At 71.5% G+C, this 14,868-nt stretch carries 10 protein-coding genes; 3 read left to right on the forward strand and 7 right to left on the reverse strand.

Translation table 11 applies throughout. The features are described from left to right. Nucleotides 1-17 precede the first annotated feature (17 nt). Genes panD through ACZ5L9_RS04725 form a run of 3 tightly spaced genes read right to left on the reverse strand, consistent with a single transcriptional unit; the run spans nucleotide 18 to nucleotide 2,238 of the window. Nucleotides 18-443 carry an aspartate 1-decarboxylase gene (gene panD, locus ACZ5L9_RS04715; RefSeq protein WP_464534378.1) on the reverse strand — a complete coding sequence of 142 codons (426 nt, stop codon included), beginning with the start codon at nucleotides 441-443 and terminating at the stop codon, nucleotides 18-20. Continuing rightward, nucleotides 443-1,306: a pantoate--beta-alanine ligase gene (gene panC / locus ACZ5L9_RS04720; RefSeq protein ID WP_464534379.1), complete on the reverse strand. Its 864-nt coding sequence runs from the start codon at nucleotides 1,304-1,306 to the stop codon at nucleotides 443-445. Before panC ends, panD begins: the two co-directional genes overlap by 1 nt. Continuing rightward, the gene (locus ACZ5L9_RS04725; RefSeq protein WP_464534380.1) at nucleotides 1,303-2,238 is read right to left on the reverse strand and encodes a Rossmann-like and DUF2520 domain-containing protein; all 936 of its coding nucleotides are present in this window, start codon (nucleotides 2,236-2,238) and stop codon (nucleotides 1,303-1,305) included. Before ACZ5L9_RS04725 ends, panC begins: the two co-directional genes overlap by 4 nt. A 202-nt stretch (nucleotides 2,239-2,440) precedes the next feature. On the opposite strand from ACZ5L9_RS04725, the gene ACZ5L9_RS04730 reads away from it, so the two are divergent. Continuing rightward, nucleotides 2,441-3,880, forward strand: a complete 1,440-nt coding sequence (locus ACZ5L9_RS04730) for an SDR family NAD(P)-dependent oxidoreductase (RefSeq protein WP_464534381.1) — start codon at nucleotides 2,441-2,443, stop codon at nucleotides 3,878-3,880. A gap of 7 nt (nucleotides 3,881-3,887) precedes the next feature. Here the strand turns inward: ACZ5L9_RS04730 and ACZ5L9_RS04735 are convergent, their stop codons facing one another. Both ACZ5L9_RS04735 and ACZ5L9_RS04740 read right to left on the reverse strand, forming a co-directional pair. Then, the gene (locus ACZ5L9_RS04735; RefSeq protein WP_464534382.1) at nucleotides 3,888-4,925 is read right to left on the reverse strand and encodes a sulfotransferase family protein; all 1,038 of its coding nucleotides are present in this window, start codon (nucleotides 4,923-4,925) and stop codon (nucleotides 3,888-3,890) included. An 11-nt stretch (nucleotides 4,926-4,936) separates the two neighbouring features. Continuing rightward, complete coding sequence (locus tag ACZ5L9_RS04740) at nucleotides 4,937-7,573, reverse strand: bifunctional glycosyltransferase/CDP-glycerol:glycerophosphate glycerophosphotransferase (protein ID WP_464534383.1); 2,637 nt, start codon at nucleotides 7,571-7,573, stop codon at nucleotides 4,937-4,939. A gap of 63 nt (nucleotides 7,574-7,636) precedes the next feature. Here ACZ5L9_RS04740 and ACZ5L9_RS04745 point away from each other — a divergent pair, with 63 nt between their 5' ends. Both ACZ5L9_RS04745 and ACZ5L9_RS04750 read left to right on the forward strand, forming a co-directional pair. Then, on the forward strand, nucleotides 7,637-7,990 hold the full coding sequence (locus ACZ5L9_RS04745; RefSeq protein ID WP_464534384.1) for a phosphomannose isomerase type II C-terminal cupin domain: 354 nt from the start codon (nucleotides 7,637-7,639) through the stop codon (nucleotides 7,988-7,990). Nucleotides 7,991-8,037: 47 nt separating this feature from the next. Continuing rightward, complete coding sequence (locus ACZ5L9_RS04750) at nucleotides 8,038-11,148, forward strand: bifunctional glycosyltransferase/CDP-glycerol:glycerophosphate glycerophosphotransferase (RefSeq protein ID WP_464534385.1); 3,111 nt, start codon at nucleotides 8,038-8,040, stop codon at nucleotides 11,146-11,148. Between the two features lie 14 nt (nucleotides 11,149-11,162). Here the strand turns inward: ACZ5L9_RS04750 and ACZ5L9_RS04755 are convergent, their stop codons facing one another. Next, entirely contained in the window at nucleotides 11,163-12,032 is an 870-nt protein-coding gene (locus ACZ5L9_RS04755) for a DUF6270 domain-containing protein (RefSeq protein ID WP_464534386.1), read from the reverse strand. Further along, on the reverse strand, nucleotides 12,029-14,593 hold the full coding sequence (locus ACZ5L9_RS04760) for a bifunctional glycosyltransferase/CDP-glycerol:glycerophosphate glycerophosphotransferase (RefSeq protein ID WP_464534387.1): 2,565 nt from the start codon (nucleotides 14,591-14,593) through the stop codon (nucleotides 12,029-12,031). Before ACZ5L9_RS04760 ends, ACZ5L9_RS04755 begins: the two co-directional genes overlap by 4 nt. Between the last annotated feature and the right edge of the window lie 275 nt (nucleotides 14,594-14,868).

Consider the following 14,868-nt stretch of genomic DNA (forward strand, 5'->3'; position numbering starts at 1 on the left):
GAGGGTATTCCCTCGGGCTACCGGGCGGACGCGACGAGGTCGCCACGCAGCTGGTCGCTGCCGGGCACGGGCTCGCCGCGGTCGTTGCCGATCGCCACGATCCGGTTCTTCTCGTCGACGTGGACGACGTGCGGGGCCAGCGCACGGGCCTCCTCGGTCGTCATCTGCTGGTAGGCGATCAGGATGACCAGGTCGCCGGGGTGGACCAGGTGGGCCGCCGCACCGTTGATCCCGAGGACGCCGCTGCCGCGCGGGCCCGCGATCGTGTACGTCTCCAGGCGGGCGCCATTGGTGATGTCGACGATCGAGACCAGCTCGCCCGGGAGGATGTCGGAGGCGTCGAGGAGGTCCTCGTCGACCGTCACCGACCCGACGTAGTGCAGGTCGGCCTGCGTCACCGTGGCGCGGTGGATCTTGCCGGTCATCATCGTGCGCAACGCCATCAGAAGTTCAGCTCCATGTTGTCGATCAGCCGGGTCGTGCCGACCTTCGCGGCGACCAGGATGCGCCCGGTGGTGCCGGGCTCGGGGTAGTCCGGCAGCTCGCCGAGGTCGGAGGCGGTCAGGGCGAGATAGTCGAGCTCGACGCCGGGCTCGGCGAGGAGCCGGCCCATCGCGGCCCAGCGCGCCGCCGGGAGCCCGTACTGCGCGCGCTCCTGCCCCGCCCGTAGCGCAGCGCTCAGGGTCAGCGCGGCCTGGCGCTCGGCGTCGGAGAGGTAGCGGTTGCGGCTGGAGAGGGCGAGGCCGTCCGGCTCGCGCTGCGTCGGCGCGCCGACGATCTCGATCCCCATGCTGAGGTCGTCGGACATCCGGCGGATCAGGGCCAGCTGCTGGTAGTCCTTCTGGCCGAAGACGGCGACGTCGGGGCTGACCAGGCCGAAGAGCTTGGCGACCACGATCAGCATCCCGGCGAAGTGTCCGGGGCGGGTCTCGCCCTCGAGGATCGCGCCGAGCGGACCCGGCTCGATGGTGACGTGGGGCGGTCCGCCGACGTAGACCTCGTCGACGGCGGGTGCGAACACGATGTCGACGCCCTGCTGCTCGGCGATGACCAGGTCGGCCTCGAGGGTGCGCGGGTAGCGGTCGAGGTCCTCGCCTGCGCCGAACTGCAGCGGGTTGACGAAGATGCTCACCACGACCTTGCCGCCCGGGCCGACGCGCTCGCGAGCGAGCGCCATCAGGGAGGCGTGGCCCTCGTGCAGCGCGCCCATGGTGGGGACGAGCCCGACTCGCTCGCCGTTGCGGCGGGCCGTCGCGAGGAGCTCCGCGAGCTCGGCGCGGGTCGACGCCAGCGCCGGCGCCGTCACCCGCGCACCTGACGTTCCGTACGCGTCATCGGCGTGTTGCGGTGGGAAAGGTCAGGGGCCCGGTCGTAGCGGGCCAGGATGCCGGCGATCTTCTGCGCCCGCAGCGGCACCAGCCGGCCGTCCGCGGCGGCGCGGTCGAGGGTGGCGTGCGCGAGCGCGAGGTAGGAGCGGACGGTCTGCGGGGCGTTGGCGCTGATGTCGGCGAGGTGCGCCTCGACGGTGCCGGCGTCGCCACGCACGATCGGGCCGGTCAGGGCCGCGTCGCCGTGCTCGAGGGCGTTGTCCAGGGCGGCGGTCAGCAGCGGGCGCAGCGTGCCGGCAGGGTCGGCGGCACCGGCGGCCGACAGGATCTCCATCGCCTCGGTCACCAGGGTGACGAGGTGGTTGGCGCCGTGCGCGAGACCGGCGTGGTACAGCGTGCGCATCTCCTCGGGGACCCACATCGGGCGGCCGCCGAGATCGGCGACGACCTGCTCGGCGACGGCACGGTCGGGGCCGGTGGCGGTGAGGCCGAAGACGACGTCGGCCAGGCGCGGCAGGTCGACGGCGGTGCCGGTGAAGGTCATCGCCGGGTGCAGCGCGATCGGGTGCGCGCCCACCGCGACGGCGGGCTCGAGGACCGCCAGGCCGTGCCGGCCGGACGTGTGCACGACGTACTGGCCCTCGCGCAGCGCGCCCGCGTCGGCCAGGGTCCGCACGACGTTGCCGAGCATGTCGTCGGGGACGGTGAGCAGCAGGACGTCGCAGGCACGAGCGACGGCCGAGGGCTTCAGGACCGGTACGCCGGGCAGCAGTGCGGCGATCCGGCCGCGAGAGGCATCCGACTCACCGGCGACCGCGACGACCTCGTGGCCGGCGGTCCGCAGGGCGGCTGCCAGGACGGCACCGACGCGACCAGCGCCGACGACGCCCACCCGGTAGGGGTGACGCATGGTGGTGACCTTTCGTTCCAGTCCCGCCGACCACCTCCGTGGCGGAGGCCGGTGTGGGTACCAGACGTTGTTCACGGCTGAGGGTCACCACGCTACGCCGGGGGCGATGCGGCACGGAACGGCCGTCACGGTGGTTTCAGTCACAGGCGAGCCGCTGGCGCGCGTGTGGGAAACTGCGGGCCACCCCACCTCAGGAGCAATGATGACCAAGCTGCGCAACGTGGCCGTGCTGCTGGCCGGCGGCGTCGGCTCCCGAGTCGGCCTGGATCTGCCCAAGCAGCTGATCAAGATCGCCGGCATGCCGATCATGGAGCACACCCTCGCCGCCCTCGAGAGTCATCCCGAGGTCGACGAGATCATCGTGATGATGGCTCCCGGCCACCTCGACGCGGTCCACGCCATGACCCGAACGGGCCGCTACCCGAAGGTCACCCGGATCCTCGAGGGCGCGGGCACCCGCAACGACACCACCCAGGCCGCCCTGGCCGCGCTGGGTCCGATCGGCGAGGGCGCCGCGGACTGCAACGTCCTTCTGCACGACGCCGTCCGCCCGCTGCTCTCGGCTCGCATCATCAGCGACTGCTTCAGGGCACTACGGACCCACCAGGCCGTCGACGTCGCCATCCCGAGTGCCGACACCATCATCGAGCTCGCCGACGACAACACCATCGCCGACATCCCGGACCGCTCCCGGCTGCGCCGCGGCCAGACTCCGCAGGCATTCCTCGCCTCCACCCTGAGGGCGGCGTACGTCGAGGCGAACAAGGATCCCGACTTCAAGGCCACGGACGACTGCTCGGTCGTCCTGCGCTACCTACCCGAGGCACGGATCTGGGTCGTCCCCGGAGACGAGCAGAACATGAAGGTCACCGAGCCGATCGACGTCTACATCGCCGACAAGCTCTTCCAGCTCAACGCCCACCAGCCGCTCCCGGACAACACCGACGAGGACTATCGCGCCGCGCTGAGCGGCAGGACCGTGGTCGTCTTCGGCGGCTCCTACGGCATCGGCGCCGACATCGCCCGGCTCGCTGGGCAGTACGGAGCGAACGTCGCCTCCTACGCCCGCTCCTCGACCGGCACCGACGTCGCGCGCCGTGCCGACATCGCGGCGGCCGCGACCGACGCGATGGAGCGCTTCGACCGGATCGACTTCGTGGTGAACACCGCCGGCGTCCTGCCGATCAGCAATCTGGTCGGCACCTCGGAGGAGACCATCTGGTCGGCCACCGAGGTCAACTACCTGGCGCCGATCCTGATCGCCCAGGAGTTCCACCCCCACCTGGCTGCGACGCGGGGCTCCCTGCTGCTCTTCACCTCGTCGTCCTACACCCGTGGCCGCAAGGGCTACAGCCTCTACTCCTCGGCCAAGGCGGCGACGGTCAACCTCACCCAGGCGCTCGCCGACGAGTGGGCCGAGGACGGCGTGCGGATCAACGTGATCAACCCCGAGCGCACCGGCACCCCGATGCGGACCAAGGCGTTCGGCGAGGAGCCGCTCGACTCGCTGCTCGCCTCGGAGACCGTGGCACTGGCCTCCCTGGACACGCTCATCGGCGCCGGTACGGGCCACGTGGTCGACCTGCGGCGTCTCGACCCGATCGCGACCGCACTCGCCAACGGGGTCGCCGACTACGAGTAGTCGTCGATCAGCGCTGGCGCGGTCGGAGGCGTCGCACCGCCCGGCGGCCGACCTCGCGCAGCAGGTCGCGACTGCCGACCTCGGCCATCAGCGGCCCCCGCGCCGGTAGCTCGGCGCGCGCCTCGCGAGCCCCGTCGCGGCGCGCGGCGACCCGAGCCTGCTGGAGAAGATCCTGCGTGATGGCGGCCGAGGAGGCGAACAGCTCCGCATAGCGCTCGCTGCACCCGTCGAGGTCCGTACCCGCCCCGATATCGTCCGCGCGCGCCCCGAGCGCGACCATGTCCGCCCAGATCGCCTCGGCGAGATCGATCATCGGCGCGGGGACGCCGAGGCCGTCCCAGCTGACGCTGTGCCGGCGCAGCGCCGGCTCGATGAAGTCGTCCACCGCGTGATGGCCGGTGCCGAGGTCCGTGTTGAACACCAGTCCGAGGTCGTCACGCAACCGTGCCGCCACCGGCCGCCATTCCTCGAGCAGATCCGTGTACTGCACGAACGTCCGAGCCTCCGACCGCGTCTCCCGCTCGGAGACGAGCTGGCTGTTGATCCAGCGCGCGGTGCTGAGGATCTCGTACGAGCGGCGTTGCTGCTCGGACGCGCTCTCGGCGACGTAGTAGGTGCTTCGGCTGCCGATCGACTCGGCGGGGTGGCGCAGCATCGTGACGTACCGGATCTCGCGCCCGACCTCGGTCGCCGCGTCCCGCCACAGGCGCTGCGCCCAGATCGAGCGGGGATCCTTGACGACCACCTGCTCCAGAGCGTCCCAGCGGCGGAGCTTCGCGACCAGACGGGCCCGCAGCTCGGGCGTGGCGGCGGCGCGGGCGGCATCGATCGCCTGGGGTCGGGCGTCGAACTGGTCGATGCCCGCGGCCTCCGCGATGCTCTTGTGGAAGCGCACCGCCCAGCGCGACTCGTAGAAGCCCTTCGGGTTCGACTCGTTGGCGCCGAGGTACGGCCCGGGCACGGCCAGCCCGAGGTGATGCAGGGTGCCGGACATCGTGCTGGTCCCGCTGCGTCCGGTACCGGTGATCAGAACGAGCGTCGCCACGAGGCGCGACCCTACCCGTGCCTCGCGTCGAGGCCCCAGCGCTCGGCGAGCTCGTCGACCACCCGGGCGGCGGCTCGATCATCATGCCAGGGCTGGAAGCGCCGGTTGAACGCCTCGATCAGCGGCGTGGCGCGCGCCCGCAGTGACGCCAGGTCGCTCAGCTGCTCGACCACCGCGGCAGTGGTGTCCACCAGGGGGCCCGGAGCGCTGTCGGCGAACGGATACAGGAAGCCTCGCTTGCTGCTCCCGTACGACGCGAGGTCGGGGACCAGGAAGACCATCGGCACTCCGGCGAAGGCGAGGTCGAAGCGGATCGAGGAGTAGTCGACCACCGCGGCGTCGGAGGCCAGGATCAGCTCGTTGACCTCGGGGTGGCCGGTCACGTCGACGATCCGGGCACCGTCCGAGTCCACCTGAGGCAGCTGGTGGAACCGATGGCCGCGTAGGAGCAGCACGTAGTCAGAACCCAGTGCGCGCGCCGCCGCGGCGACGTCGAGCTCGAGGGCCGCCTCGGCGGAGCGCCAGTCGGTCGCCAGGTCGTCGCGCCACGTGGGCGCGTAGAGCACCGCCTTCTGGTGCTCGGAGATGCCGAGCGTCGCCCGTGCGCGTGTCCGGATCGCCGGAGCCTGCGGCGCTACCAGCGCGTCGTCGCGCGGGTAGCCGACGCTGAGGATCGGTCCGTCGTAGCGATACTGCTCCCGATAGTGCTCGGCCATCTCCTCGGTCGGCGTGAGGATGAGGCTCCAGTTGCGCGTGACCCGCTCGACCTCCCACGCGATCCGCCGCTCGCTCAGCCCCTTGCTCTGCCACATCAGCACGCCCATCGCCTTCGCCGGGTACCCGTGGAACGTCTGCAGCAGCAGCTGATCCTCGCGGCGGGTGAACCACCGGTCGGGCTCGGTGTTCAGGCACAGGTAGTGGGCGCTGGCCATGACCCGGTACCACTCGCGGGTCCCGATCACGACGCCTTCGGCACCCTCGGGCAGCGGCACGTCGGAACCGGTGACACCCCAGACGAGGCGGAGGTGCGAGAAGCGGCGGCGCAGCTCGTCGTGGAGCGCCCGCTGCGAGTCGGTGGCGTGCTGGCCCGAGTAGGACTGCAGATAGAAGAGGTCGGGCTCGATCGGCGGCGGCGTGCTCGCCGCCCACTCCTGCAGCCGGCGCTGGTGGAACGGCCCGAGCTCGTCGTCGGCGAGCGCGTGACGCCTCCGCGGACGCGTCCACTCCGGCGCGTCGAGGTCGACGGCGAGCTCGCGGGTGCGGGTGACGCCGCGGCTGGTGAGCGCGATCTGGAGGCGTGTGGTCCCGGTAGCGTCCTCGGGTCCGTCGATGGAGAGCGTGAACGCTCCGTGCGCGACGTCGTGGCCCGGGCGCCGCTCGCCATGGTTCGCGGTGATGTCGTGGCGCTGGACGATCTCCACTCGGGCAGGCGGGCCGTCTCCCGGCGACGTGACCGTGATCTCCGGGCGTTCGGGGAGATCGAGATGATCGATCCAGGCGACGACCTCGAGCACCGTGCGTCCCGGCTCGCGGCGCTGCCCGCGCACGTCGAGCAGCAGCGGCGTCTCGGCCTCGCTCATCGTCAGCAGCTCGCGCGGTGCGTCCGCGGGCACCGGGAGGTCGGCGATGACCTGGCCCCCCTCGACCCGGGTGGGCTGGTCCCCACCGGCGAAGGTCCGTGTGAACACCAGGTCGGCGAGATCGTCGGGGCGATCCTGACCGACCAGCCAGAGCTTGATCCCGGCCTCGGCGCCGACCCGTGCCGGCAGCGCACGGTCGGCGTCCGAGAGCGCCGCGACGACCGTGCGCAGCAGCTGCCACTGGTCGGGGGTGGCTCGTTCGACGTCGTCGGCGAACGCCATGAGGCCGGTGTCGAGCAGCGACCAGCGCCACCAGCCCAGTGCCTCGTCGTTCCCGCTCGCCTCGATCGCGGCGCCGACCCGCTGCTGCTCGGCCCACCAGCTGCCGAGCTCGGCGAGCGAGTTCGGCCGCGAGCCGAAGGGGACGTCGTCGCGGCGGCCGGTGCGTTGGTAGGTGACGGGGGCCAGGAGGTCGAAGGTGCCGCTCAGACCGGGCAGCAGCGGGGAGGTGTCGCCCGCCCACACCGAGCGGCGGAGCAGGCGGCTGCCGAGCGTCAGGTCGGCGACCGCCTCGGGAGCGGAGGCCAGGGTGAGCTCCCGTCGGGTGATCCGATGGGGCAGGTCGAAGGCGGTGGTCGCGACGGCGTACCCCTGGCGCGGGACCGCCACGCGGCCGATCGCCGCGGCGCTGCCCGAGCGCTCGAGGGAGGCGACAAGACGCGCGATCGCGTCGCGCGGCAGCAGGTCACCGGCGTGCGGGAGGAGGACGTAGCGTGCCGCGCCGAGCGGCGCTCGCGCTCGCGCGTCCGCCGCATCCCTGGCGCTCGGCGCGATCCTGACCCGCCAGTCCTCCTCCGCGTGGCGTCGCGCGGTCGCCTCGACCACGGCCGAGCGCCCCCACCGGGCGACCACGACGTCGATGTTGCGGTAGGTCTGCTCGCGCAGGCTCTCGAGGAGCGGTCCGATGCGGGTGGTGTCCTCGTCGCTCGCCGCGACGACGATCGCGACACGCGGTCCACGGTACTGACGACGAAGGCGTCGGCTTGCCCGACCGAGGAAGCGGCGCACGGCCCGCACGATACCAAGTCGCGACGATCTGTCCCGACGTCCGACCCGTGCGAGAATCCCGCCATGATCGGTGAGTCGGAGACCCGCCCCTGGGGCAGCTGGAAGGTGCTCGACGAGGGCGAGGGCTACAAGGTCAAGCAGATCGAGGTGCTGCCGCACTCACGGCTGTCGTACCAGACCCACGCCCACCGCGCCGAGCACTGGGTCGTGGTCAGCGGCACCGCCTCCTCGGTCATCGACGGCGAGACGATCGTGACCGGTCCGGGCGAGTGCGTCGACGTCGCGATCGGCGTCCCGCACCGCATCGTCAACGCGACCGACGAACCGCTCATCGTCATCGAGGTCCAGCGCGGCGCCTACACCGGCGAGGACGACATCGTCCGCCTCGAGGACGACTTCGGACGCACCGGAGCCTGACGAACGCGGGCCGACCCGCCTGCGGTCCGGCCCTAGGATCACCCACGATGACATCACCATGGCGAGGCCTGCGTCGGCGGCTCAGCAAGCCCGTCGTCTCCGTCGTGATACCCGTGTACAACGTCGAGGAGTATCTCGACGAGTGCCTCGACAGCCTGCTCGCGCAGTCGCTGAGCGACCTCGAGGTCATCGCCGTCGACGACGGCTCGACCGACCGCTCAGCCGCCATCCTGCAGCGCCATGCGGCCCGGGACCGTCGCCTGCGCGTGATCACCCAGCCCAACGCCGGTCAGGGAGCGGCCCGCAACGCCGGGGTGTCGATCGCGCGCGGCGAGTTCCTGATGTTCGTCGACGCCGACGACGTGGTGCCGCGCGACGCCCTCGCGGTGATGGTCTCCACCCTGCGGCACACGGGTTCGGACTTCGTCCTCGGCGCCGCCCAGCGCTTCACCCACCGACGCAACCACGAGATCGCGTGGGGCCGCCTCGTGCACGACCGCGACCGGCTCTCCACCTCGCTCGACGCGTTCCCTGACGCCATCCTCGACATCATCGCGTGCAACCGGCTGTTCCGGGCCGACTTCTGGCGCACCCGGGTGCCACCGTTCGAGACGGGGATGGCGTACGAGGACCACGTGCCGATGCTCGCGGCCTCCGTGCGCGCATCCCGCTTCGACGTACTCGCCCGAGTGGTCTACCGCTGGCGGATCCGTACGGACGGCAGCTCGACGAGCCAGCAGAAGGCGACCCTGCGCAACCTCGCGGACCGGATCGCGGTGAAGGAGCAGGCCCGCCTGCTGCTCGGTGCCGAAGCCTCCCCGCTGGTCTACGACGCCTGGGTGGCGCGCACGATCGACATCGACTACCAGCCGTTCCTCCGGCATGCCCTGAGCGCCGAGCCGGCCTATCGCGAGCTGCTGGGCCGCGCGCTCGCGGCGATCCTCGAGGGTGCCTCTGATCGGGCCCTCGACCGGATGCGCTACTCGCCGAAGGTGCGGGCCTGGCTCGCCTCGCGCCGGGACTGGACGGGGCTCGACGAGGCGGAGGCGTGGTTCGGCGAGCACGGTCATCTGCCACGCGGACGGGTCCAGGGCGAGCGGCTGGTCGCCGACGACGACGGTGCGCCGCCCTTCCTCGAGGAGGTGCCCGAGCGGATGCGCGGCCTGGCCGAGCACGAGACGCCCATGTCCGCCGTGATCACCAGCGCCCGCTGGGCGGGCGCGCGGCTCTCGCTCGAGGGCTACGTCCTCGTCCGCGGCCTGGACGCCGCGACGCGCGCTCCCTCGGTCGAGGCGAGGCTGGTCGGCGACTCCCCGGACGACCCGGTGCCGCTGCCCGTCACCATCCACCCCGACGACCGCGTTGACGTCTGGGCCGGCGATGCCTCGGTCTCGTACCGGCACGGGCGGTTCGCGACGCAGGTCGATCTCGACACGCTCGGCGAGGGGTCGTGGCGGCTGGTGCTGCAGGTGAGCCGTGGAGACCTGGTCCGGGAGGACGGTGTGCACCGCGTGCTGGACGGCTCCGCGGTGCCCCGCCTGGGCGAGCACGCCGTCGGCTCCCGCGCCGCCGCGGCGACGCTGGCACCCGAGGGGTTCGCCATCGAGATACGGAACGGACGGCCGGCCGCCCGCCCCCGTGCCGGGCAACGGCTCGACGTCGAGGCGATCGCGCTGGACGGAACGCGGCTGACGCTCGGACTCGGCGCCTGCGATCTCGACGAGCGACAGCTGGGCACGGCGATGCTGGAGGGCGACGGCCTCACCCTGTCCGCGGTGAGCGCCGACAGCACGAGGATCGTCTTCGACCTCACCACGACCCGGTGGGACCTCGGCGCCACCGTCGTGCCGCACGGCGGCTACCGCCTCCTTGCCGACGGCGTGGCGGCCGAGCCGGGCGAGACGCTGCTGCCGCTGCTGCCGTCCCCGCAGGTGAGTGCGGACGTACGGGTGACGGCGCGGATGCGCCCCACCGGCGTGCTCGGCCTGAACGTCGCGGCCCCGCTGAGCGACACCGAGCGCTCACCCGTGGGGCGGCTGCAGCTCGAGGGCCTGCCCGCCACGACCGTCGATCCCGACCTGGTCCTGCTGCAGTGCGGCGACGGGGACAGCGCTGACGGCGATCCGCTCGCGCTCGACGCGGCGCTGGCTCGGACGCGCCCCCACTTGCGGCGGGTCTGGGCGGTGCGCACGCGCGAGGTGCTGCTGCCCGAGGACGCGCAGAGCGTCGTGATCGGCACGACGGCGTGGCACGAGACGCTGCGTGGCGCCGGCACGATCATCAGCGACGGCGAGATCGCCGATTGGTACGAGCGGGCACCGGAGCAGCGCTGGATCGTCACCGGCACCGGTCATCCGGCCAAGGCGATGGGATCGGCGCATGACCGGATCCTCGGACTCTCCCCCGGGCGCTCCGCCGCACGGGCCGAGCGCCGCAACCGGGCCTGGAGCGTCCTGCTCGCCGGATCGTCGGACGCCGAGCAGCTGTATCGCGCGGCGCTCGGCTTCGACGGCAGGATCCTGACCACCGGCCTGCCCCGGACCGACCTGCTGCTCCCGGCGCCCGCCGCCGACGAGACCCGCCGCCAGCAGCGTGCCGCGGCCCGGGCCCGGCTCGGCGCCGGCCCGGATCAGACGCTCGTCCTGTACGCGCCGACGTACCGTGACCCCCAGGTCGACCGGGTGCGTTCGGCACCGTTGCCCCGCCTCCTCGGCCTCGCCGCCATCCAGCGCATCCCGGGCGCCAGGGTCCTCCTGCGGGCGCACCCGTACGACGCGCCGGATGCCGCGGCGTGGGCCCGGGAGACCGGCGCCCTCGACGTCACCGGCTACCCGCACCAGGCCGACCTGCTGCTCGCCGCCGATGTCGCGGTCCTCGACCACTCCGCGCTGCGGTTCGACTGGGCGCTGACCGGCAAGCCGGCGATCTGCTTCGTCCCCGACCAGGCGGCGTACGAGGCGCGGCGTCCCCAGCTCCTCCCGTACGAGCAGACGGCTCCGGGCCCGGTGGTCACCCGCGGCGAGGAGGTCGTGCGGCTCCTGAGCGACCTACCGACGCTGCGGGCGGCCTCGGCGCCACGGGCGGCCGCGGTGCGCCGACGCTTCGGTTCGCTCGCCGACGGTTCCGCCGCCGATCGAGTGGTGGCAGACCTGTTCTGACCAGATCGACGCCGTCACGCGTTGGCGTCGGCCCGCGCTCCTCGGGCACGCAGCCTGCGTGCTGCACGCGCCCGGCTGAGCCATCCGCCCCGGCGGGCCGCGTCGATGTCCTCGAGCCAGGCGAGGAAGGAGCGGTAGTACTGCGGCACGTAGTGGACGTAGAACGGCCCCCAGGGATGCTCCCGATAGGTCGGGGCACGCATGGGCCGCAGGTCGATGACCGCGTCCACCCGATCAGCGGCATACGCGTCGAGTCGCGCCCACAGCCGGTTGGCGCGCTTGACGTTGAGCGGGGCCACCGAGACGTTCTTGCGGAAGGGGACCACCTCACCGTCCTCACGCCGGAGATCGTCGGTGTTGCGACCGCGATTGAGGACGACGACCGTGTCGGGCAGCACGTGCCGCACACGATCGATGAAGACGTCGAAGGCGGCCCGCCATCGCTGCAGGTACTCCTCCGTGTCCCGCATCAGGTTGATCGGGGTCAGGTCCCCGGCGGCGTGGTGCTCCGCGTACCAGGTCGTCTTGTGGATCTTCCAGCGGTTGTTGGTCACGTACTCGCCCGAGGGGGTGCGCACGACACCGAAGTGGACGTCACCGAAGAAGTCGAGCAGGAGGTAGGCGGGCTGGAGGCGCTCCACCTCCACCCAGAAGGACCGATCGAACTCAGTCGCGACGTTCCATCGGTCGAAGTCGCTCATCGCCTCGTCGAGGGGCTCCCACTCGACCACCATCGGCTGATCCACCAGCGCAATCACCGATCCCTGGTTGTGCAGGAGCCGACAGTCGAAGCGGTCCCGGTAGCCGGGGTTGAAGGTGGAGTTGAAGTTGTCGCGGGTGATGCAGCTACCCACCACCGCCACGGTGGCCGGTGCGCCCGTCATGACGGGCCTTCGACCGCGAGGTCCTCGGACGTCACCAGGCGGGTGGAGGCGAGGATCGCCTGGAAGGTGCGCTCACAGCAGCCCCCGTCCCGGGCGGGGAAGGTGGCCGCGATCCTGCCGGCGTACGGCTCCTGCGGGGAGCGCCCGGCGTCGAGCGCGGCCCCGATCTCCTTGGCGGTCTGCTCGACGGTCCCGGTGACGGGTCCGAACCCGTCGCGCCGGTAGTCGAAGTAGCCGCCCTGACCGACGTGCTCTCCGCCGAAGACCCGGTCGGCGTCGAACTGGAAGTAGACGACCGGCCGGTCGATGTAGGCGGCGTTGAACGCGACCGAGGAGTAGTCGGTCACCATGAGCGCGGCTCGGGCGAAGAGCACCCGGACGTCATTTCCCTCGTACGAGAGTCGCTCGACCCACTCCGGCAGGTCGAGATGAGGCAGGGCCTGCTGCAGGTTGGGGTGTGGCAGGAAGCCGATCCGGAGTCCGTGGCGCTCGCAGGCCTCGCGCAGGGCGGGCGAGCGGACCAGACCGAGCCATTCCTCGACGAACTGGGACTCGAAGAACTCAGGACCGTAGGCCGCCCGCTTCTGCGTGTCCGCCCCGGCGAAGCCACCAGAGAGCCAGTTGCGCCAGGTCGGCACCATCAGGACCAGGTCGCGCTGCTCGGGCGGAACGGCCAGGCCCGCCTCCCGGACCCTGTCCAGGCGCGGCAGACCGGTGAGCACCGTCTCCTTGGCCGTCACCACGTAGCGGGTGTTGTCTCCGACGATCGAGTCGTACTCCGGCCGGGTGCTGGTCACGAAGACGTCGATCTTCTTCTGGTTGAGCCAGCTGGAGAGGTCGTCCTTGATGACGCCGTGCTGCAGGAAGGTGAAACGCCAGTTGCGCCCGCCGGGGAACTCGAGTGCCGGTGGCCGGACGATCGGCTGGTCGGCGTGCGAGGAGATGAGGTGCGCGGCGTTGACCATGAGCAGCTTCCACTCGGGCGACCCGTGGGCCACCAGCCGCTTGATCCCGGCACGCTTGAGCCGCCGCCAGTCGGCGGTGTCCTTCTCCACGACGAACCACGCGTTGATCTCGGGGTGGTGAGTGCGCACGTGGTGGAAGAGGTGCTCGCCGCTGTCGTCAGCGTCATGGATCCGGTCCATGAAGACCCACGCGTCGCCGTAGCGTCGACGCGTGCGCGGCGTTGCCGCACGGCGCAGCAGCTCCTCCTGCTCCGGCTCGAGCGGCTGCTCGCGCTCTGCTGTGCCCGGCAGCCACTTGCGCAGCACGCGTTGCGGGATCAGCGATGTGGGCGCAGGGGATTCGCCACGGGCGTCGATGGCGATGTCATGGCCGTCCAGTGCGAGCTGGAGCGTGCCGTCGAGCGGCACCCAGAAGATGCGCTGACGGACCGGGATGCGGTCGTACAGCAGCAGGTCCCTCACCTTCGCGAAGCGCGGCTCGATGATCTGCCCACGGACCTCGACGACCTCGTGCGGCTGCTCCCCGGTGAAGAAGTAGGACAGCTTCGCGAGGTTCCGCACGAGGTCGACCTCGACGATCGCGGCGGGGTCCTCGTGCCACCCCGGTGCGGCATAGCCGTGCCGCAGGATGGCCCGGACCTCACGAGTCAGTACTCGACGGCTGAACGTGACGAGCGTCCTGTCATCGATGTGGGAGAGGATCTCCCTCATCAACGCGTTGAACTCGTCGGCCACGGCGCCTCGGCAGGCTGTCGTGTCGGCATGACGCAGGCCCGAGCTGACGTACCAGGACAACTCGTAGGTCAGGAAGTGCTGCAGCCAGATCGGCACGGAGCCGAAGCGCTCGAGCGCGACCCGGATGACGTCGAGGTAGCCGTAGCGCGGCACGTCGGTGAAGCGCCGCACGTCCATCATGCTGTTCTGCAGGGTTGAGGTCCCGTCGCTGCGCCGGCGGTAGCGATAGCGCGCACTCCCGACGAAACCGAGCACCGGGTCGTCGAACGAGAGCAGGTAGCGGACGCAGAAGTGTCCGTCCTCGAAGTTCGGCTGCACGCGGTCGTCGAACCGAACACCGATCGACTCCAGGTGCTCGCGACGGAAGAAGGCGCTCGGTGCGGAGCCGTGGAAGTAGTCGCCGTGAACGGTGAGGCGGCGCGCGACGTCGCCGTCGCGGAAGTTGGTCCGCAGCGGATGGGAGTTGGTGATCTTGCCGGTCTCGTCGTCGAGCACCATGAGACGGGTGGCCAGCATGTGCGCGCCCGGGTGCTCCTCGACGAATCGGGCGACCTGGGCGAAGTAGCGCGGCGAGAGGGTGTCGTCGGGATCCGTGAAGGTCACCCACTCACCGGTCGCCTGCGTGAGGCCGAGGTTGCGGGCACTGCCCTGGCCCCCGTTCTGCTTGGTGAGGACGACGATGTCGAGGTCGCTCTCCTGCTGCCACCGCCGCAGCCGGGCGAGGCTGTCATCGGTCGAGCCGTCATCGACGGCGACGACCTGGATCCGCTCGTGCGGATATCGCTGGGCTTCGATCGAGGCGATGAAGTCGTCGAGGTAGCGCACGACGTTGTACACCGCCGACACGATCGTGAACGTCACCTGTCGTGACGCGGCTTCGCTGTCCACCTGACCCCTAACACCGAGAACTTCCGGCGGGATTCTATCGGCGGAACGCTCAAATCCGTCGCCGAGGCGGCCGTCGCTTAGCCTGTCGGCGTGGTCGAAGACCGACGATCCGGGGATGTTGCACCGTTACCGCGCCACATCTGGCGACCCCAGCGACCCCAGCGGCCCCGGCCGGAGGGCCGCTGGGCCTCGCTCGTCGCCGCCAGCGCGCTCGCCCTCCTAGCGCTCGCCGCGGGGGCCGGCCTCTG

The organism is Nocardioides sp. JCM 18998 (assembly GCF_055391535.1).

Excerpts from the sequence above, each read along its gene's own strand:
- panD (WP_464534378.1), bottom strand. The coding sequence starts at position 443 with ATGGCGTTGCGCACGATGATGACCGGCAAGATCCACCGCGCCACGGTG.
- ACZ5L9_RS04725 (WP_464534380.1), bottom strand. The coding sequence starts at position 2,238 with ATGCGTCACCCCTACCGGGTGGGCGTCGTCGGCGCTGGTCGCGTCGGT.
- ACZ5L9_RS04730 (WP_464534381.1), top strand. The coding sequence starts at position 2,441 with ATGACCAAGCTGCGCAACGTGGCCGTGCTGCTGGCCGGCGGCGTCGGC.
- ACZ5L9_RS04745 (WP_464534384.1), top strand. The coding sequence starts at position 7,637 with ATGATCGGTGAGTCGGAGACCCGCCCCTGGGGCAGCTGGAAGGTGCTC.
- ACZ5L9_RS04750 (WP_464534385.1), top strand. The coding sequence starts at position 8,038 with ATGACATCACCATGGCGAGGCCTGCGTCGGCGGCTCAGCAAGCCCGTC.
- ACZ5L9_RS04755 (WP_464534386.1), bottom strand. The coding sequence starts at position 12,032 with ATGACGGGCGCACCGGCCACCGTGGCGGTGGTGGGTAGCTGCATCACC.